Genomic DNA, 17,936 nt, shown 5'->3' with positions numbered 1-17,936 from the left:
CACGATCCCCCCATGTCGAAAGGTCTCACCAAGCTATCGCAGCAGGCGGAGGCGCGCTCCCAAACCTCCCTACCCTTCGTCTAGCCACGTTTCGGCCAAAAAGACCCGTCCTAGGAAGATTTTGGGGTGCTCTCCCCCGCCGGGGATCGTGAGGTTGTCGACACCGTTCACATGGTCGTGAGCGGCAATCAGCCACCGCGAGTGGTAGAGCCAGATGTTGTAGACACCGTCGGCAAAGGCCCGGTTTACCTCCTCGGCCAGCTCCCGCTGCCGCTCCTCGTCGTCGGTGGTGATGACCTCGTCCAGCGCCGCATCGATGCGGGAGTCGACGACCCGCCCGAAGTTGATGGCCGGCACCGGGGGTGGCGGGCTGTAGCCGCTGTGCCACCAGAACCGCTCCATGGCCAGGCTGTAACCGCTGTGGTTGACCGCGATGAACACGTCAAAGTTCCCGAACACCGCGGTGGTAACCGCCTCGGTTTGGAGCACCTGGTTGATGCCCACATCCAACCCGCACTCACCCCACATCTGGACGAGCAATTCGGCTTGCAAAAGGTCCAATGTGGTGACCGTGGTGAGGATGTCAAAGCTGGGCGCGCCCAACCGCTGGAACGTGGCCCGACCGGCATCAGGGTCGTACTCAGGAAATCCGGAGTCCTCCAGGTGGCCGGGCGTACCCGGCGAGAACGGGCCGGTGGCCGGAGGCTGCCCGTCCCAGAGAACGGTGTTGAGAGTCTGACGGTCGGTGCACTGGGCCAGCGCCCGGCGCATCTCCACATTGTCGAACGGCGGTCTTGCCGTGTTCATCAACACCCCAGTGGTGGCCGAGTACCGCTCGCCCTGCCAAAAGGCCTTGAAGTCCTCGTTGTACTCCTCGACTCTCCGACCCCCGTTGTCGAGGCTGGCATCCACATCGTCGGCCCGCAGGGCATTGAACCGGGTCTCATCGTCTTCGAAGGGGCGGAACTCGATGGCGTCGAGATAGGGAAGCTGCCGTCCCTCAGCATCGGTGCGCCAGTAGTTCGGATTGCGCGCCAGCCGGGTCACCTCGTGCTCAACCCACTCATCCAGCATGAACGGACCGGTCCCGATCGGGTTGCGGGCGCTGTCGGTGCCGAGGTCGTACATGGCGGGGGCCCCCAGAAAGCCGCCCGCGCTAGTGAAGCCGAGGGGGAAGTCGACGAACGTCTTTCCCAGGCTGACCTTCACGGTCAAGTCGTCGATGGCCTCGAAGCCCTGGATCTCGGCTTCTTCAATGGCCAGCCGCGACAGGGTGGCGTTGCCCAGCTCTTCCAAATGGCGGACCAGGGCCGCCGAGTTCACCGGCGAGCCGTCATGGAACGTGATCCCCGGGCGCAGGGTGAACGTCCACTCGGTGTAGTCGTCGTTGGGCGAGAAGCTCTCCAGCAGGAACGGAATTGCCTCGCCATCGGCCCCCTCGATGACCAGCGGATCGTAGAGCTGCCGAAGTACGATGTGGCCCGACGTGGCGGCCGACGTCGTGATCGGATTCCATCCCGACGTGGTCTCCGACTCCAAGGCGAACAACAGCGTGCCGCCGTAGACCGGTTCGGGTTCGACGGTCGGTGCCTCCTCGTCCGGTGTGGTCGGGGCGGCGGTGGGCCCAGGTGATTCTTCATCGGCGCCGGCCTGTTGGTCGTCAGCCCGCTCGTCACCGTTGCTGTCATCGCCACCGCTGTCGCCAACGCCGCTGTCTCCTTCATCACCGCGGTCTCCGCCATCATCAGTCGCTGACGGCGACGTGGTCCCCTCAACCGCCACACCGCCGGTATCGCCGTCGCCTCCCCCGCCACAGGCGGATGCCAGCAGTGCGATCAGGCAAAGAGCGGCCAGCCACCGCCAACCCGCGGCTCTCGAGTCTCGAGTTCGATCGAACACCAAGAAACCTCCCGTCACAAACGGTCAGAAGCGTAGTTCAGGCGAGAGGTACGTGTTTCTTATTCTCTCCCCGAATTCAGGCCGACTCAGCGCGTCGGGCCCGTCGGGCACGGCTACCCCCCGCTGGGCACAGTCCTCGGCCATCGTGGCGATCAGCGTGGACTCATCCAGATCGTCCAGATGCCGGTCGTAGACCTCGGCTTCGTTGGCGTCGTCGAACACAAACGCCTTCCACGACAACGACACCCGCACCTCATCGAAGCGGTGGCGCACTGGCTCATGGCCGGGCTCCTTGATGATCCACTGGCGATCGGGTGTCAGCGTGATGGTGGCGTCGAATCCGTACTTGGAGTAGTCGGCCTCAGCGCCGATGGACTCCACCCGATGGGGCATGTAGTCGTTGTCGCCCATCACGCCGTAGTTGTAGGGCGGCTTCACCGTCACCATGTCGCCGTCCCATCCCTCGGGCCAGTAGGTGAATTCCCCTCCCGTGCCCATGTAGTACCAGCACACCGCGGTGGCGATCCGCACCCGCCACCGGTCGAAACACCCCGAGTGCATCATGCAATTGAGCAGCCAGGTGGGGTATTCGTCCCGGCCAATCCCCCGAAAGGAGGGAATGTCGGTGTGGCGGGCGTACTGGCCGCTGGGGGCGTTGATGTTCACATAGGTGAAATAGGGCCGCACCACCTCGGCGCTATAGAGCTGGCGGGCAGCTTCGATGAAGCGGGGGTTGTTGACGATGGTGTCGGCACCCTCCACGGCCTGTTCCTCGGCTCCCCAGGTGGTGCGGAAAACTGGAGGCACCCGGGGCTCGCCGTCCACCACGTCGACAAACGACGGGACGTCGCCGGTGCGGGCCCCGGCTCGCAGCGCGGCCCGGCTTTCGACGAACTCTGCGCCAGCCAGCGTCAGCGGATGGGGCGACTGGCGCTGCAATATGCCCAGCAGCACATCGGGGTCTTCCAGGGCCTGATCCATGATGACGGGCGGCCGGGGCAGCGTCGTGGTGCGCATCGCGACACAATACGGCACGGGGTAGGGTGGACCGGAAGGTCTCGGTCTGGTCGCCCGACGAGTCGGCCGGTGGATCACCGGGAGGAATTCAATGGAAACCACCACCATCTTGTTGCCTACCGGCGAGATGAACGAGCCCGCTCAGCCGCTGGCCATCCGCAAGGACTCGCTGGCGGGAGCGACAGTGGGCATCATCGACAACGACATGTGGCGGTCGATGGCGATCGTGGCCGACGAGCTGTCCCGCCAACTGGTGGACCGGGCCGGGGCAGCCGGGGTGGTGGTTCGAGCCAGCGGTCCCATGCACGGCGCCGATCCCGAGCAGTATCAGCAGGAGATGGAGGCCTTCCACGCCGAAGTCGACGCGGTGATCAGCGGTTTGGGCAATTGAGGTTCGTGTACGGCGTGGTGTATCCACGCCAGCAGCACGCTGGAGGCCATGGGAACTCCGGCGGTGGGCCTGGTTACCGAGCAGTTCCGGGGGTTGGCCGAGGCCACCGCTCGGGGCCTGCGGGTAGACAACCAGCCCTTGATCGTGTTGCCGTCGGGCTATGACGAGTGGTCTGAGGATGACATCAGGGCCGACATCGCCTCCCGTCTCGACGACATCGTGGACGCTCTAGTGGCATGACCCCGCGGGTGGCCACTGTGGGCAGCCAAACAGGGGTGAGATGACTCAACGGGTTGACGTCGACGGCGGCGTCGACGAGGTAGAGGCCTTTCTGCGAGAGCGGGGCATGACCGACGGTTTGCCGATCGTTCCCCCCACTCCCGAGCGAGTAGCCGCCGCGGTAGCCGCCTCCGGGCTGTCGGCCGACCATGTGGTGAGCGACATCCCGCCGCTGAATGCGCCGGCCACGGTGGAGAAGATCGCGGTCAACGCGGTGATGGCCGGGTGCAGCCCTGAGGCGATGCCGGTGCTCATCGCCGCCATCGACGCCTTCTGCGACCCCCAGATGAACGCCCACGGCGTGCAGACCACCACCAACCCGGTGGGGCCGATGCTGGTGGTGAACGGCCCGATCCGCAACCGGCTGGGGTTCAACTACGGGGCGGGCTGCTTCGGGCCGGGTTCGCACACCAACGCCACTGTGGGACGGGCTCTTCGACTGGCCATGGTGAACATCGGCGGGGCCATTCCCGGAGACGTGGACAAGGCGCCGCTGGGCTGGCCCGGCAAGGCCACCTCGCTGTGTGTGGCCGAGAACGAGGAGGCCTCCCCGTGGCCGCCCTATCACGTCGAGATGGGGTTCGACTCCGACGACGATGTGGTCACGGTGCTGGCCGTGAACGGAATGTGGCCCATCACCGACATGCACCACGAGGCCGACCAAGTGCTGCACCACGTGACTCGGGGGCTGGCCATCAGCGGGCCGTGCGGGGGCCACGACGCCCCCAACCCCTTCCCCACCGTGCTGGTGATGAGCCCGGTGATCGCCGAGATGGTGGCCAGCGTGCTGCCCACCAGACAAGAACTGCAAGAGCATTTGTTCGCTGAAGCCCGGGTGCCGTTGGACTTCTACCCCCCGTATAGGCGCCAACCCACCCGTGATGTGCTCGAAGGGCTTGGCGTGGCCATCGAGAACGACCGGGTGCCGATTGTGCCGTCGCCGGACTACTTCGTGATCCTGGTGGCCGGGGGCGCAGGCGGGCTTCAGTCGGCGGGGCTGTCGTGCATGCTGGGCATGCCCACGAGTCGGCTAATCGCTGCTGGCTAAGCCTCTTTGGGTTCGGCGGGGTGAGCTTGTCGGCTCAGTGGACCTCAAGGCCGAGTTGCTCGAAGATCTCGGCCCGGCGCTGCTCGTAGGTCTCCTCGTCCATTCCCCCGGACTGGTACTTCTCGCTCAGCAGGCGGAAATCCTCGTAGAGCTCGGCTTCTGACTTTCCGTTGGAGGAAGGAGCCTCTACCTCTTCCTCGAAGGGAACTTCAAGCTTGCCGTGACGGCGGGCCTGCTTGGCCGCAGCCCGCTCTCGCTTGTTCTTTTCCCGCTGTCGCTTCTGAAAGCTCTCTGATCCTCGACCCATGGCAATTCCTAGTCAAATGTTTGTGTGCGCAGAAATGCCATTGTACGCCCTCCCCAGGGCGTTTTGGCACATTTCCAACCGGCGTCAGTCAGGCAATAAACCGGTCTGCAAACCGCCGCAGCGAATCAACTGCCTTGCTGGTGCTCTCCCATGGGGTGACCACCAGACGGTGGGCGCCAGCGTCCTCCCACCGGCGCAGGTCATCGAGCGATTCGCAGCGGCCATGGGCAGTGATCTCAATGTCGGGAGCACCCAGCTCGGCCAGCCGGTCAACGCCTCGGCGCACCGACTCGAAGGTGTCGCCCATGCCCATCCAACCCTGGAAGCGGCCGGCCCGGCGCAGCGCGGCATCCGACAAACCGCCCACCAGCACCGGAGGGTGGGGCTGTTGCACCGGCTTGGGCTCGAACGCCACCGGTTCGAAGTCGTAGAACTCACCGTGGTGCTCCACCTCGGGCTCGGTCCAGAGCCGCACGCACACATCTAGGGCCTCGTCTAGGCGGCGCCCTCGGGTGCGGGGATCCATACCGGCGGCCGTCCACTCGTTGCGCAACCAGCCCGCTCCCACGCCGACCAATGCCCGCCCGTTGCTCACCTGGTCCAAGGTGGCGAAGCCCCGGGCGGTGGTGAACGGATGGCGCAATCCGGCCAAGTAGACGCAAACCCCGAGGTTGATGCGGGTGGTCTGGCCGGCCAGAAACGACAGGAAGGCCGGGGGGTCGTAAACCGGCAAGGTCGGTGGCAGGGGGGGATGGTCAACGTCTCCTAGCGTGCCCTCAGTTTTCACCGGGAACACCAGATGGTCTCCCATCCAGCATGACTCGAACCCGGCCTCATCGGCGGCCCGGGCCACCTCCGCCCATGCTCCCGGATGCAGCGATATGAAGGGGAACCCGAACTTCACCCTCAGCACCCTAGTAGTCCCCATACGATGGCTAACGACGACCGAGACTGGAGAAAGATCCTGGACCGCGACTTCGCTGCCGCCACCCTGAGAAGCCTGGGCCTCGACGCCGATACCCGGCTGCTGGCCGTGTGCGCCGGCACCGAGGATTGGGAGTTGCTGTCGTCGCTGGGGTTCACCGATGTGGTGGTGTCCAACCTCGACGAGGCGTTCGCCCCGCAGGTTCCCGATGGGGCTTGGTCGTACCAGGACGCCCAGTCGCTGACCTTTGAAGACCGCTCGTTCGACTGGGTATTCGTCTCCGAGGGGCTGCACCACTGCCGCTCCCCCCACCGGGCGCTGGGGGAGATGTACCGCGTGTGCCGCGAGGGGATCGTGGCCATCGAGGCCCGAGACAGCGCGCTGATGCGGCTGGCCGTGAAGTTGGGCATGGCCGACGCCTACGAGCTGGCCGCGGTCACCGACCAGGGATTCCTCACCGGCGGTTTGGACAACACCAGCGTGCCCAACCACGTCTACCGCTGGACCGAGTCCGAGGTAGTCAAAACCCTGCGGTCATACGACCCCACCGGCGAGCCCCGCATCGAGTTCCGCCACGGCCTGCGCCTCCCCACCGCCGAGGCCACCGGCCGTCGCCGGCGCCTGGCCGGACAGCTGGCCAAACCCCTGCTACGGGTGCTGTGCACCCTCTTCAAACGCCAGTCCAACCAGCTTGGCGTGATTGCCCGCCGCCCCACAGAGCTCTACCCCTGGCTCCACCGAGTCGAGGGCCAAATCCAGTTCAACCCCGACTATTCGAGGTAGCCGCGGATACTGAGGAACCGGTAAGCTGCGGCGTTCCTGCCCCGTTCGTCTAGAGGCCTAGGACGCCAGATTCTCAATCTGGTAACACGGGTTCGAATCCCGTACGGGGTGCCACTACTGCGGACGAGCTTGCATAGGTATACTCCACGGTATGCCTGATTCGACTACCATCAAGGTCTCATTGCGGACTCGGGATGCTTTGCGTCAGCTCGCTGATCGAGAAGGGCTCACATTCGACGCGCAGCTCGAGAAGATGATCCGACGGGAGCGCCGTCGCATCATCGGGGCACAGCTAGCGGGTGCCCCACTCGATGCTGATGATGAGGCTGTGCTCGATGCGTCGGCAAGCGATGTTGCTGATGCAAGCGGGTGACATCGTTCGTTGCGACTTCGGGACACCGGCGAGGGGCGAGCCGGGGTTTATCCGCCCGGCGATCATCATCACCTCCGATGATGTGCTGGAGTTCCGGCAACACGCGATCGTGGTCGTACCCTGCACGACAACGAAGCGGGGATGGTTGAGCGAGGTGGCTATAGAGGGATTCGGTGTCGCCCAGGCCCACCTGCCGACGACCATTAGTGTCGACCGCGTCGTCGAGTCGACAGGAACGAACGTCGGGTTTGTCGCGCTTCAACAGATCCGAGAGCTCATCGCCGACCTTCTCGGACTCTGACTAGCCCGTATCAGGCAGCCGGGGTTCTTCGGTGCTGGTGGCGCACCGCGAATAGTTGGCAGGCCATGCCGGCGGTGCCGTAAGCGAGGTAGCCGATGCCGACGGGGGTGACGGTGCCGCTGATGGCCTGGTCGATGAGGGCTGCGAGACTGGCTCCGATCAGCATCATGGTGAAGCCGAGGACCGCGGCGGCGGTGCCAGCCATCTCCCCCATGGGTTCGAGCGCCAGGCTCTGACCCAGCGGGAAGAACGCCACCATGCAGGCATTGGCCAGGCTGAAGATGGTGATCCACAGAACGAAAGGCGGCCTCCCACCGTTGGCCAAAGCCAGGGCCAGCATGGTGCTAGCCGCACAAATCTGTAAGCCGCCGGCGCAGAGCGCCACCGAGCGGGCCCGGAATCTGTGCAACGCCCGGTTGTTGAGCAGCGTCACTATGCCCATGCCCGCAGCCATGATCGAGAAGTAGGGGACGAACCAGCGCTCCTGGTCGAAGACGTCGTCGAAGATCAACTCGGAGCTGGCCAGGAACGAGAAAAAGGCGCCGGCGCAGAACATGCTGGCCAGGGTGTATCCCAGCGTCACTGGGTGGGTGGTTACCGACCGGAACCCGGCCATCGTTGATCGGAAGGTCAACGGTCGCCGATGCTCGGGCTTCAGCGTCTCCCCCAGCCGCAGCGACCACGCAATGATCACCACAGCGGTGAACACGCTGAAGGCCATCACATACCGCCACGAACCCAGCTCCACCAGACCCTGCCCCAGCGGCGGACCGGCCACCGGGGCCCAGAAGAACACCGCCATGACCAGGGTCATCACCCGGGCCATGGCGTCGCCGGAGTAGTAGTCCCGCACAATTGCCTGAGCGGCGGTTCGGGGTCCGGCTGCCGCAAAACCCCAAATGAAGCGGCTCACGTAGAGCATGCCCAACGTCACCGACAGGGTGGCCATCAGCGACGCCAGGCCGTACAACACCATGCTTCCGACGAGGATCCTCTTTCGACCCAGAGCGTCGGCCATTGGGCCGTAGACCAGGTTGCCGATGCCCGACCCAACGAAGAACAGCGTGATGGTCAGCGACAGGCCGGTGGAGTCCTCCGGCAGGTTGAACGCATCACGCATGGCTGAGAACGCCGGGAGCAGGGTGTCGATGGCCAGAGCCGACACGGCGCTAATCATGGCGATGAAGAGGATGAACTCCCGTTCGCCCAATCGGCGGCCGGTGTAAGTGGATGCGGGAGTGCTCACACCGGCCGACTTCTCATAACGGCGTAGCCTGTCCTCCATATGGAGATGAAGTCAAAGGAGTATCGCAAGCCAAATCTGGCGATCAGAGAAGTCCGTCCCACGAAGTGGCCAAGGAAATGACAGCGTTGGAAGGGAAGGTGGCGCTCGTCACCGGCGCAGCTCGTGGGCTCGGTGCCGAAATCGTGCGCCGCATGGTGGCGGCCGGTGCCTTGGTGACCGCAGCCGACAAGCGGGCGGACGACGGGGCCGCAGCTGCTGCCGAAGCCGGGGCCGGGTTCTTCGATTTGGACGTGACCGACGTCGAGCAGTGGGCCGCGGCGGTGGATGCGGCCGCCGCCGCTGGAGGTAACCGCCTCGACATTTTGGTCAACAATGCGGCAATCACGCGGGTGGTCCCGATCCTCGACTGCGACCCGGCCGAGTTCCGCAAGGTGATCGATACCAATCTGGTGGGCACCTTCCTGGGCATCCAGGCCGCCGCGCCGGCCATGGCGTCGAGCGGGGGAGGGTCCATCGTGAACTTGAGTTCGCCCAGCGCCTTCGAGGGCACGGTGGGGATGCCGGCCTACTCCACCTCAAAGTGGGGTATCCGGGGGCTGACTCGCACCGCGGCCCTGGAGCTGGCCGATCTTGGAATTCGAGTCAACACCGTGGTGCCTGGCCCCCTAAGGACCGCGATGACCCGTCGACCGGGATGGGAAGACCAGGACTACGAGCGCCACTACGGGGCCACTGTTCCGCTGCGGCGCATGGCCGATCTCGGAGAGGTGGCCGACCTGGTGGTTTGGTTGGCCTCCGACCAGGCTTCCTACTGCACCGGCGGCGACTACGCCGCCGACGGCGGCCTTGGAGCGGGCACGCCTGCGCCTGCTTCGGAATAGCGCGCGAGACTTACGCCGACCCCGAGACGACACAGGAAACGGAGCAATCGATGGGCCGTATGGACGGAAAAGTCGCGCTGGTGACCGGAGCGAGCGGCGGGATCGGCATGGCCACGCTGCGCCGGCTGGCCGGAGAGGGCGCCGCGGTGGTGGGTGTCGACCTCGTCGATGAGAAGGGCGAGAAGTTGGTGGCCGAGCTGACCGAGGGCGGGGCCCAGGCGGTGTACCAGCACTGCGATGTCTGCTCGCTGGAAGAGGTGACCGCTGCGGTGGAGCGAGCGGTGTCGGAATTCGGCCGCATCGACGTGCTGTTCAACAACGCGGCCACCAGCACCGGGGGCTACATCCCCGATCTCGATGCGGAGGGCTGGGACTCCAGCCTGAGGGTGATGCTCACCGCGGCCATGTACGGCATGAAGGCGGCCATCCCCCACATGGCTGCCCAAGGAGGCGGCTCCATTGTCAGCACCTCGTCGATCTACGGGGTAGTGGCCTCTCCGGGCAACGCCCCCTACTGCACGGCCAAGGCCGGGCTCATCAACCTGACCCGCACCGCGGCGGTGGAATGGGGGCGCAAGAACATCCGGGTCAACGCCATCTGCCCCGGTGTGGTGGAAACGCCCATGTACGACGCGGTGCTCGACATAGGCCTCAAGACCCATGAGGAAATCTCCGCCATGCACGCCCTAGGGCGCATCATCCGGCCGGAGGAGATTGCCGACCTTGTGCTGTTCTTGGCATCGGACGAGTCCTCGGCCATCACCGGCCAAGCCATCGTCATCGACGGCGGCCTGCTGTCTGATTGCAACTTGACCGGGGTGCCGCCGGCCTAGGGGCCCCGCCCCAAATTCACGGGCGGGCTTGGTAGATGATGTTGGCGTTGGTCTCGGTGACCCGCTCGAAGCTGGAGTAGCCAGCGGCGGTGAATACTTCCCGCATGGCGGCTTCGCCGGCTTGAGCGCCCATCCCCAACCCGACGGGTTGGGCCAGCGAGCATGGAATTCAAAACACCGCGGAGGCACCGTACGACGTGGCTGCCATCGGGTTCTCAGTCAGGTTGCGGACGTGGCCGTCCAGTGCGAACGGCTCCACCATAAGTACCGAACCGCCCTCGGCCAGCTGGCTGCGGGCGTGGGCGGCAATCCCCACCGGGTCCCCCATGTCGTGGAGGCAGTCCAAGAAGAAGATCACGTCGTAGGGCCCCTGGTATCCCTTGGAATCGGCCACCTCGAAGGAGGCGTTGGCCACGCCAGCCTCGGCGGCCACCTCCCTGGCCTGGTCGATGGACGGGCCGTGGAAGTCGAACCCCGTGAAGTGCGATTCGGGGTAGGCCGAGGCCAGGATCTGCACCGAGTCGCCGCAACCGCAGCCCACATCGGCCGCGGTGGCCCCGGCCCGGAGCTTTTCGTCGATCCCATCGGCGGCCGGAATCCACTCGTTGGCCAGATACATCTCGTACTGGGGGCGGAAGAAGCGGGCGGTTGAGGTGAACAGAGAGGGGTGGTGATCGCCCCAGGCCAATCCGCCGTCGCCTCGGAAGGCGTCGAGGATGTCGTCCATGTCGGCGAACATCGCCCGGAACATGCCGATGCCTCCGGCCAAGAATGCAGGACTCACTTCCCAGGCCAGCACCGCAGCAGCCTCATCGGTCAGCTCGAACGTGACTTCCTGGTCACCATGGCCGTCGATCTCCACCAGCTCAACGGCAGCCTGTTGGCGCAGCCACTCGGTGACCAGGCGGGGATGGCAACCAACGGCGTCGGCCAAGGCATCGGCAGTCATCGGCCCCGCCCCGGCCATGGCCTGATACAGGCCCAGCTCGTCGCCGATGTAGACCATGGCCATGGTGGTGGCACCGGCCATGTGGGTGGCCACCTCGCCGGCCAGCTCGGTTACCCGATCAACGTCGATGTCCATGTCAGTTCCTTCGCGGTGATGTACCGGCTGGAACCCTAGTGGTGCGTCTAGGTGGAGTAGCGGCCAGTGGTGCGGCGCTTCCATCCGGCGGCGGCAATATTGCCGCCGTCCACGTGGATGGTGGAGCCGGTCACAAACCGGGACATGTCCCCAGCCAAATACACGATCGCGGCGGCGCAGTCGTGCACCGATCCCCCCTCCAGCCACGGTTGGGGGGCCAGCTGGGATCTTTCGTCGGTGCTCTCGTCGCCGAGCATCCTCTCACCCTCGGTGGGGATCACGTCGGGGGCGATGCAGTTGACCCGGATACCGGCAGGAGCCAGCTCCAGCGACAGGCTCATGGCCAGATTGGCCTGGGCCGCCTTCATCGCCGAATAGATCGTGAAGCCGGGACCGGCCCGATGGGCCTCGATGGAGGTGACGTTGATGATCGACCCCCCATCGCTCATCAGCGGAATGCATCCCCGGATGAAACCGGTGACCTGGGTGAAGTTCTCGGCAATGAGCGCGGCCTCGCCCTTGAGGTTGATGTCGGCAAACGGGGAATTGAACGTGCCGCCGGCGTTGTTCACCAGCACGTCCACTCGCCCGAAGGCCTCGCCCACCTCGGCCAACCAGGCGTCTCGGGGCTCAGGGTGGCGGACGTCGAACAGCCCGGTCACACAGCGGCCGCCCAGTGCCTCCACCGCGGCGGCGGTGCGGGCCATGTCTTCGGCTTCCCGGTCGCAGATGGCCAGATCAGCGCCGAACCTAGCTAGGGCCACCGCGGTGGCCGCCCCGATCCCCCGAGCGGCGCCGGTGACGATGGCCACCTTGTCGGTGAGCAGCACGCTGGACGGGTCGAGGATGTTGTCATCGCTCCAAATGGGGCTCTTGTCGCTCTCAAGGCCGCCCAACGTCCACTCCCAATCGGTCATACGCCTACACCTACCGCCGAGCCGATTCCAAACGTGATGGCGGCTGCGGCCGCCGCGATCACAAGCTGGCGAAGCGAGCCCCGAACGATCGATCGATTGGTGGCCAGCGCCAGCGCACTTCCCACCAGCACCGCGCCCACCGCCCCGAGGAGAATCGACGCCACGATGGCACCGTTCCCACCGCCGAAGAACCAGGGCAAAAGCGGCAGCACTGCGCCAAGTGCGAAGGAGAAGAACGACGTCGTTGCCGCGAATACCGGGTTGCCCAACTCGTTGGGATCGATGCCCATCTCCTCCCGAGCATGCACTTCGAGAGCCTTCTCAGGGTCGTCCATGATGTTGGTGGCCATCTCCCGAGCCGTGTCCGCGTCAATGCCCCTCGACTCGTAGATCTCGGCCAGTTCCTCCACCTCGTGCTCCGGGTTGCGGACGTGCTCCCGCCGCTCCATCTCGAGTTCCCGCTCCAGCAGTTCCCGCTGGGCCTGCATAGAGATGTACTCGCCGGCGGCCATCGACACCGCGCCAGCAATGAGCCCGGCCAACCCGGCGATCCGCACCAGCTCCTGGCTGGAACTGGCCCCGGCCACACCCAAGATCAGGGCCACGTTGGACACCAAGCCGTCGCTCACCCCGAACACCGCCGCCCGGTACCCGCCCCGGGTCACATTGCGGTGGTGCCCCTCGCCGAGATGTCCCGAGCCAGCAGGCTTTCGTGCGAACACCGTCTCAACCTACCGCCCTTTTATGACGCTGCGGCGGAAGAACCTGCCAGCGCCTCAACCCCCGGCGCGGGGAGGCAGCACCACCTGTTCCTCATCGTCGGCTCTCACTACCCAATGGTCGCCTCGGCGGAAGACTTCGGCGCCGGGTGCGCTCAGGTAGTCGCCATCTCGAACCCAGCTCACCGCCTGGCTCATGGCCACCTCAACCAGCCCGGCACGACCGGCGGCTGTGGCCTCCGCCGCAGCACGACACGCCACCAAGCCGGCCACCGGGTCGGCGGCCGCGTCGCCAACGAACCACGGCAGACCGCCGTCCGGGTCTGACAGCCAAAGGCCCCCGCTCACCGCGGCGTCGTCGCCAAAACCGGCCCTACCGTCGCCGTGGCCGGTGATCGAAACCCACACCAACCCGGCGTTCTCAGCCACCTCCAGCCGGTCGATGCCCCAGTTGGACCACACCCGGGGTCGCAGGCCATCCACGACAACTGCCGATTCCCCACATAGATCCATAAATCGACGGCGACCTTCCTCGGATCCCAGATCGATGACCATGTCCTGCTTGCCCCGGTTCAACCGCTCATAGAAGGCGGCTGAGCCGTACCGGGCCCCGTCGGGACGGCCGGGTGCCTCTATCTTCAGCACCTCGAATCCGAATTCCCCCAACAGCGACGCGCACAGCGGCCCGGCCCATAGTGAGCTCACGTCCAGCACTTGATTGCGGCCTGACCCCGCCGGTCCGGCGTCGGTGACCGAACAGGGCTCGGGTGGCGGGGGCGGACGGACGGCCTGGCCCACTGCCAAGCCCAGCCATTCGGCCCGTTCGAGCAGTTCGGCCACCGGTTTGTCCCGCACCCCTGCGGCCAATTCGGCCCACACGTCTCCCCCGGCCAGATCACCGATCTCCAGCCAAGCGGGAACCGCCTCGGTGTCGGTGCTGCGGGCTAACGACACCGCCAACACGCCGTCGGCCGCCGCCACCATGCGACACGCACCCCCCACCGACACCGAGCCTCCTCGACCTCGACCCACCAGTGCGGCCCGCTCCCCCAAGAAACCGGCGGCGTCGGTCCTGAGCGCCTGGCCGCACAACTCGGAGATGTCGTTCACAACACCGTCGAGCCGCTCCACCCAACGCCCGGAGGCCAGCGCCGGAGGCCCGTCCTCCGGGCCGCTCAAGCCCATCAACCCCGACTCGGCCCAAACCAACGCCGAATGTCGGCTGCTGACGGAAGTTTGCGTCACAGGTGCAGTTTGTACCTGTTGGGGCTGAAGGGAAAAGATTGGGAGATATCTCCCAGGAGGTAGGAATGGACTTGAAACCGGGTAGCCGCCTCAAGAGCTCGGTGTGCGACACCGAGCTGATCGTGGTGAAAGCACCGAGCGGCGACGTGGACATCACCTGCGGCGGCTCGCCGATGGCCGATCCGGCCGACGCCGAGCGCAACGGCGAGGTTGCCGCCAGTGCTGCCGATGGCACCGCATTGGGCAAGCGCTACGTGAACGAAGACGAATCTCTCGAGGTTCTGTGCACCAAGCCCGGCGACGGCTCGCTGGCGCTCGGGGGCACCCCACTCGGCCTGAAAGAGGCCAAACCCCTCCCGGCCTCCGATTAGCCAGGGCAAACGCCCGCCGGGAGACGCACCGCAGAGAATGAGCCTATGAACCTGATGATGCTGCTGGAGATGGCCTCCAGCGGTTTCGGCGACCGCACCGCGGTTGGATCCCAGGGGCAGGGGCTTACCTACGAGCAGCTGTTCCAGCGGTCCGGCGTCGCCGCAACCCACTTCAGGGAGGCAGGCATCGACCGGGTGAGCCTGGTGGACGTCAGCAGCGAGGCCCTGCCCATAGCGCTCTTCGGCTCGGCCTGGGCCGGGGTGCCGTTCGTCCCCCTCAACTACCGGCTGACTGCGCCCGAGCTGCGCCATCTGGCCGCCGAGGTGGCTCCCTCGGTCACAGTGTGCAACGACGACGCCCTGTCGGCCATCGGCGACCTCGATGGCGTGCGAGCTGTTGTGCGACCCGATTTCCTGTCCCAATGGGCTGAAGGCAGCGCTCCCGACAGCGACTGGAACGTCGATCCGGATGAAATAGCCATCCTCCTGTACACCAGCGGCACCACCGGGGCGCCCAAGGCCGCGGTGCTTCGCCACAAGCACTTGGTGTCGTACATCATCGGCTCGGTGGAGTTCATGGGGGCGGCCGAGGACGAGGCCACCCTGGTATCGGTGCCCCCCTATCACGTGGCCGGCATGACCGCGATCTTGAGCTCGGTGTACGCCGGGCGCCGCATCGTGCAGCTGCCCAACTTCGACGCCGCCGACTGGGTGAACCTGGTCCGCGCCGAAGGTGTCACCCATGCCATGGTCGTGCCCACCATGCTGGCCCGCATCACCGAACATCTGGACGACGTCGGGGGCGGTCTCCCCTCGTTGCGGGCCCTCTCCTACGGTGGCGGCAAAATGCCCGCTCCGGTCATCGCCCGAGCGCTGGAGCTGCTGCCCGAGACCAACTTCGTGAACGCCTACGGCCTCACCGAGACCAGCTCCACCGTGGCCGTGCTCGGACCCGATGAGCACCGGGAGGCGCACCGCTCCGACGATCCGTCTGTGCGGGCCCGACTGGGCTCGGCAGGCCGACCGCTGCCCGCCATCGAGGTGGACATCCGCGACGAGGAGGGCGAGCCGGTTCCCACCGGCACCTCTGGCGAGATCTGGGTGAGGGGCGAGCAGGTTTCGGGCGAATATCTGGGGCGGAACTCCCGGGTTACCCCCGACGGCTGGTTCCCCACCAACGACGGCGGCTCGCTCGACTCCGACGGCTACCTGTTCGTGGAAGGCCGCATCGACGACATCATCGTGCGGGGCGGGGAGAACATCTCCCCCGGCGAGATCGAAGACGTGCTGTTGAGCCACCAGTCGGTGGCTGATGCCGCCGCCGTCGGAGTGCCCGACGAGCAGTGGGGCGAGGCGGTGGCCGCGGTGGTAGTGCCCGCCAAGGGGCAGACGGTGGACATCGCCGAACTCCAGGAGTTCGTGAAGACTCAGATGCGGTCTTCTCGCACCCCAGACCGCATCGAGGTGCGCGACGAGCTGCCCTACAACGAGACCGGCAAACTTCTACGTCGGATCCTGAGAGATGAGCTCGCCAGTTCTGGCGACAGGTCTGGCTGAGGCCAAGACACTGCTGTCGCTCCCCTACGCCGGGGAGGATTTTGGACTGGCCGACTGCCCGGTGATCCTTGTCGAGCTGACCGCGGCCGACATGTCGCAATGGCCGTCGCCCGAGTCGGCCGACCTGGTGAAGAGCACCCCCGCCGTGATGGTTGTCACCGTGCCCGACGACCGCGACCCCGCCGATGCCCCAAAGCTGGCCGAGATCTGCGACCCCTTCGACATCGTGCTCGCCTCTGGCGACCTCGAAGTACCGCTGGCCGTACCCGCCGCCGAGATCGACCAAATCGCCGCCGCGGCAACAGCATCGCCAGCCGCGGCAGTGGCCCTGGTTCAGCTCCTGCGCCTGAGCCAAGACCGATCCACCGCCGACGGGCTGGTGGCCGAGTCGCTGGCCTACTCCACCCTTCAGTCCGGGCCCCAGTTCCAAGGGTGGCTGGCCTCCCAGTCCAGCCGCCTGGTCCCCGACAACCCCGAACCCGCCGTGCTGGCCGAGCGCGCCGGATCAACCCTGCGGCTCACCCTCAACCGGCCCGAACGCCACAACGCCTTCAGCGCCGAGATGCGCGACGGGCTGGTCGAACAGCTGCGGGCCGCGTGGGCCGACCCCAGCCTCGACGGCATCGTGCTCGACGGCGCCGGTCCCACCTTCTGCTCCGGCGGCGACCTGGCCGAGTTCGGCACCACTCCCGACCCGGGCACCGCCCATCGGGTCCGCTCGGTGCGCAGCGCCGCATTCTGGATCGACCGGCTGGCCGCCAAAACCCGGGCAATGGTCCACGGCACCTGTGTCGGGGCCGGTGTGGAGCTGCCCGCCTACGCCCACGACGTGGCCGCCCACCCCGACACCACCTTCCGCCTGCCCGAGGTGGCTATGGGCTTAGTTCCCGGCGCGGGCGGCACCGTCAGCATTGCCCGCCGCATCGGCCGCCAGCGCCTGTGCTACTTCGCCCTCACCAACACCGAGATCGACGCCGCCACCGCCCTCGCCTGGGGCCTCATCGACCGCATCGAGGACTAGAACAGGCTGGGGACTCCCAACTCGGTTCCGCCGGTGACGGGGAGGGTGGCGCCGGTGATGTAAGCGGCTTTGGGGGAGGCCAGAAAGACGATGGCGTTGGCCACGTCTTCGGGCTCGCCCATGCGGCCCAGCGGGTAGCGGCGGCCGAAGTCGGCCTTCTCCTCGGGCGTCATCGAGGCGGTGAGGTGCATGGTGTCGATGGGGCCGGGGGCCACCGCGTTGACCCTCACATCGGGGCCATATTCGGCGGCCAAATCCCTGGTCATGGCGATAACCCCGGCCTTGGCCGAGGCGTAGGCCACATGCGGGGTGGTGAACCGCATCGCGGCAATGGAGGCCACATTCACAACGTTGCCGCCGGCATCAGCCAGCGCGGGATAGGCCCGGCGAGTGAGCAAGAAGAACGAGCGCAGGTTGGTGGAGAGTTGGTCGTCCCACTCCTCAGGGGTGATCTCAGCGGTGGGCTTGAGCACCCATACCCCGGCGTTGTTCACCAGCACGTCGAGGCGTCCGAAGGCAGCCAGCGTGTCGTCGATGATGGCGTGGGCGTCGTCGGTGTCCCCCACATCTCCGCCCAGCCGCAGCGACAGTTCGTCCACTTCGTCGAGGGCCACGGCATCTAGGTCAGCCCCCACAACCGTCGCCCCGGCGGCGGCAAACTCGACCGCCGTAGCCCGGCCGATCCCCCGGGCCGCGCCGGTGACGATCACCACCTTGTCGGCGAACTCCGACATTCGCC

19 protein-coding genes, 1 tRNA gene and 1 pseudogene are annotated in these 17,936 nt (G+C 66.3%); 11 read left to right on the top strand and 10 right to left on the bottom strand.

Going from position 1 to position 17,936, the window contains the following annotated elements:
• Positions 1–69: 69 nt before the first annotated feature.
• Both ACOGXH_RS02910 and ACOGXH_RS02905 read right to left on the bottom strand, forming a co-directional pair.
• Positions 70–1,899 carry an ABC transporter substrate-binding protein gene (locus tag ACOGXH_RS02910; protein ID WP_419927617.1) on the bottom strand — a complete coding sequence of 610 codons (1,830 nt, stop codon included), beginning with the start codon at positions 1,897–1,899 and terminating at the stop codon, positions 70–72.
• A 24-nt stretch (positions 1,900–1,923) separates the two neighbouring features.
• Positions 1,924–2,916 (bottom strand): hypothetical protein, encoded by a 993-nt coding sequence (locus ACOGXH_RS02905; protein WP_419927616.1) that lies wholly within the window; start codon positions 2,914–2,916, stop codon positions 1,924–1,926.
• 91 nt (positions 2,917–3,007) lie between these two features.
• Here ACOGXH_RS02905 and ACOGXH_RS02900 point away from each other — a divergent pair, with 91 nt between their 5' ends.
• Both ACOGXH_RS02900 and ACOGXH_RS02895 read left to right on the top strand, forming a co-directional pair.
• Positions 3,008–3,547 carry a UGSC family (seleno)protein gene (locus ACOGXH_RS02900; RefSeq protein ID WP_419927615.1) on the top strand — a complete coding sequence of 180 codons (540 nt, stop codon included), beginning with the start codon at positions 3,008–3,010 and terminating at the stop codon, positions 3,545–3,547.
• A gap of 40 nt (positions 3,548–3,587) precedes the next feature.
• On the top strand, positions 3,588–4,634 hold the full coding sequence (locus ACOGXH_RS02895) for a hypothetical protein (protein ID WP_419927614.1): 1,047 nt from the start codon (positions 3,588–3,590) through the stop codon (positions 4,632–4,634).
• A gap of 34 nt (positions 4,635–4,668) precedes the next feature.
• Here the strand turns inward: ACOGXH_RS02895 and ACOGXH_RS02890 are convergent, their stop codons facing one another.
• Positions 4,669–4,941: a hypothetical protein gene (locus ACOGXH_RS02890; protein ID WP_419927613.1), complete on the bottom strand. Its 273-nt coding sequence runs from the start codon at positions 4,939–4,941 to the stop codon at positions 4,669–4,671.
• Positions 4,942–5,029: 88 nt separating this feature from the next.
• The gene (locus ACOGXH_RS02885; RefSeq protein WP_419927612.1) at positions 5,030–5,845 is read right to left on the bottom strand and encodes an LLM class F420-dependent oxidoreductase; all 816 of its coding nucleotides are present in this window, start codon (positions 5,843–5,845) and stop codon (positions 5,030–5,032) included.
• 27 nt (positions 5,846–5,872) lie between these two features.
• Here ACOGXH_RS02885 and ACOGXH_RS02880 point away from each other — a divergent pair, with 27 nt between their 5' ends.
• From ACOGXH_RS02880 to ACOGXH_RS02865, 4 genes are all read left to right on the top strand, one after another.
• Entirely contained in the window at positions 5,873–6,649 is a 777-nt protein-coding gene (locus ACOGXH_RS02880; RefSeq protein ID WP_419927611.1) for a class I SAM-dependent methyltransferase, read from the top strand.
• 38 nt (positions 6,650–6,687) lie between these two features.
• Positions 6,688–6,763 (top strand) — tRNA-Glu (locus ACOGXH_RS02875).
• Positions 6,764–6,800: 37 nt separating this feature from the next.
• A complete protein-coding gene (locus tag ACOGXH_RS02870; protein ID WP_419927610.1) occupies positions 6,801–7,022 on the top strand; it encodes a hypothetical protein in 222 nt (73 codons plus the stop codon).
• Positions 7,009–7,323 (top strand): type II toxin-antitoxin system PemK/MazF family toxin, encoded by a 315-nt coding sequence (locus tag ACOGXH_RS02865; protein ID WP_419927609.1) that lies wholly within the window; start codon positions 7,009–7,011, stop codon positions 7,321–7,323. The genes ACOGXH_RS02870 and ACOGXH_RS02865 overlap by 14 nt, the downstream gene beginning before the upstream one ends.
• A gap of 10 nt (positions 7,324–7,333) precedes the next feature.
• Here the strand turns inward: ACOGXH_RS02865 and ACOGXH_RS02860 are convergent, their stop codons facing one another.
• A complete protein-coding gene (locus ACOGXH_RS02860) occupies positions 7,334–8,569 on the bottom strand; it encodes a multidrug effflux MFS transporter (RefSeq protein ID WP_419927608.1) in 1,236 nt (411 codons plus the stop codon).
• Positions 8,570–8,685: 116 nt separating this feature from the next.
• Between ACOGXH_RS02860 and ACOGXH_RS02855 the strand changes: the two genes are divergently transcribed.
• Together ACOGXH_RS02855 and ACOGXH_RS02850 are read left to right on the top strand one after the other, a co-directional pair.
• Positions 8,686–9,450 carry an SDR family NAD(P)-dependent oxidoreductase gene (locus tag ACOGXH_RS02855; protein WP_419927607.1) on the top strand — a complete coding sequence of 255 codons (765 nt, stop codon included), beginning with the start codon at positions 8,686–8,688 and terminating at the stop codon, positions 9,448–9,450.
• A 59-nt stretch (positions 9,451–9,509) separates the two neighbouring features.
• Positions 9,510–10,283, top strand: coding sequence for an SDR family NAD(P)-dependent oxidoreductase (locus ACOGXH_RS02850; RefSeq protein ID WP_419927606.1), 774 nt, complete (start codon positions 9,510–9,512; stop codon positions 10,281–10,283).
• Positions 10,284–10,299: 16 nt separating this feature from the next.
• Here ACOGXH_RS02850 and ACOGXH_RS02845 read toward each other — a convergent pair.
• The 4 genes and pseudogenes from ACOGXH_RS02845 to ACOGXH_RS02830 all read right to left on the bottom strand — a co-directional run bounded on the left by ACOGXH_RS02845 (position 10,300) and on the right by ACOGXH_RS02830 (position 14,248).
• A pseudogene (locus ACOGXH_RS02845) lies at positions 10,300–11,361 on the bottom strand (class I SAM-dependent methyltransferase).
• Between the two features lie 53 nt (positions 11,362–11,414).
• Positions 11,415–12,284, bottom strand: coding sequence for an SDR family NAD(P)-dependent oxidoreductase (locus ACOGXH_RS02840; protein ID WP_419927605.1), 870 nt, complete (start codon positions 12,282–12,284; stop codon positions 11,415–11,417).
• Positions 12,281–13,006: a VIT1/CCC1 transporter family protein gene (locus tag ACOGXH_RS02835; protein ID WP_419927604.1), complete on the bottom strand. Its 726-nt coding sequence runs from the start codon at positions 13,004–13,006 to the stop codon at positions 12,281–12,283. The genes ACOGXH_RS02840 and ACOGXH_RS02835 overlap by 4 nt, the downstream gene beginning before the upstream one ends.
• Positions 13,007–13,060: 54 nt before the next feature.
• The gene (locus tag ACOGXH_RS02830; RefSeq protein WP_419927603.1) at positions 13,061–14,248 is read right to left on the bottom strand and encodes a CoA transferase; all 1,188 of its coding nucleotides are present in this window, start codon (positions 14,246–14,248) and stop codon (positions 13,061–13,063) included.
• Positions 14,249–14,313: 65 nt separating this feature from the next.
• On the opposite strand from ACOGXH_RS02830, the gene ACOGXH_RS02825 reads away from it, so the two are divergent.
• The 3 genes from ACOGXH_RS02825 to ACOGXH_RS02815 are packed head-to-tail and all read left to right on the top strand — an operon-like array spanning position 14,314 to position 17,197.
• On the top strand, positions 14,314–14,619 hold the full coding sequence (locus ACOGXH_RS02825) for a hypothetical protein (protein ID WP_419927602.1): 306 nt from the start codon (positions 14,314–14,316) through the stop codon (positions 14,617–14,619).
• Between the two features lie 45 nt (positions 14,620–14,664).
• On the top strand, positions 14,665–16,176 hold the full coding sequence (locus tag ACOGXH_RS02820; protein ID WP_419927601.1) for a class I adenylate-forming enzyme family protein: 1,512 nt from the start codon (positions 14,665–14,667) through the stop codon (positions 16,174–16,176).
• Entirely contained in the window at positions 16,142–17,197 is a 1,056-nt protein-coding gene (locus tag ACOGXH_RS02815; RefSeq protein WP_419927600.1) for an enoyl-CoA hydratase/isomerase family protein, read from the top strand. The genes ACOGXH_RS02820 and ACOGXH_RS02815 overlap by 35 nt, the downstream gene beginning before the upstream one ends.
• Here ACOGXH_RS02815 and ACOGXH_RS02810 read toward each other — a convergent pair.
• A complete protein-coding gene (locus ACOGXH_RS02810; RefSeq protein ID WP_419927599.1) occupies positions 17,194–17,931 on the bottom strand; it encodes an SDR family NAD(P)-dependent oxidoreductase in 738 nt (245 codons plus the stop codon). The two genes, ACOGXH_RS02815 and ACOGXH_RS02810, sit on opposite strands and share 4 nt — an antisense overlap.
• Positions 17,932–17,936 lie beyond the last annotated feature (5 nt).

The sequence above is a fragment of the Candidatus Poriferisocius sp. genome (assembly GCF_965208355.1).
Taxonomy (GTDB): domain Bacteria; phylum Actinomycetota; class Acidimicrobiia; order Acidimicrobiales; family Bin134; genus Poriferisocius.
This window is presented reverse-complemented; position numbering and strand designations above follow the sequence as displayed.